The organism is Massilia sp. 05N420, assembly GCF_056397205.1.
Genome location: NZ_JBFTMX010000220.1, coordinates 1 through 403 on the forward strand (window position 1 = coordinate 1; position 403 = coordinate 403).

Annotated in this window: 1 protein-coding gene; it reads left to right on the top strand. The window is 57.8% G+C overall.

Annotation, left to right across the window (positions count from 1 at the left end; genetic code table 11):
- Positions 1-30: 30 nt before the first annotated feature.
- The coding region (locus AC1DIX_RS28065; RefSeq protein WP_477328653.1) for a hypothetical protein at positions 31-403 on the top strand (373 nt) is incomplete at its 3' end.

The window sequence follows — 403 nt, forward strand, 5'->3', positions numbered from 1 at the left end:
CATCTTCGGGTGCAACGATTCCGTCACCCAATGCAATTACGTGGCGACGGTGGACAAGCATTGGCAGACAGTGGCGATGTGCGATGCCGAGTCGGAAAAGCAGCTGAAGGGTTTTACCAACGCCAAGTATCCGACGGTGATCGCGGTCTGCGAGGAACCGAAGCCCGTAAATGCAATTACGTGGCGACGGTGGACAAGCATTGGCAGACAGTGGCGATGTGCGATGCCGAGTCGGAAAAGCAGCTGAAGGGTTTTACCAACGCCAAGTATCCGACGGTGATCGCGGTCTGCGAGGAACCGAAGCCCGTAACCGCTCCCGAGACAGCAAAGCTTGAAGCGCAGGCAACAGCAACGGCTCCAGCCGTCGAACAACCGCAGCCAACAGGTCTACGCGCCTATGCCT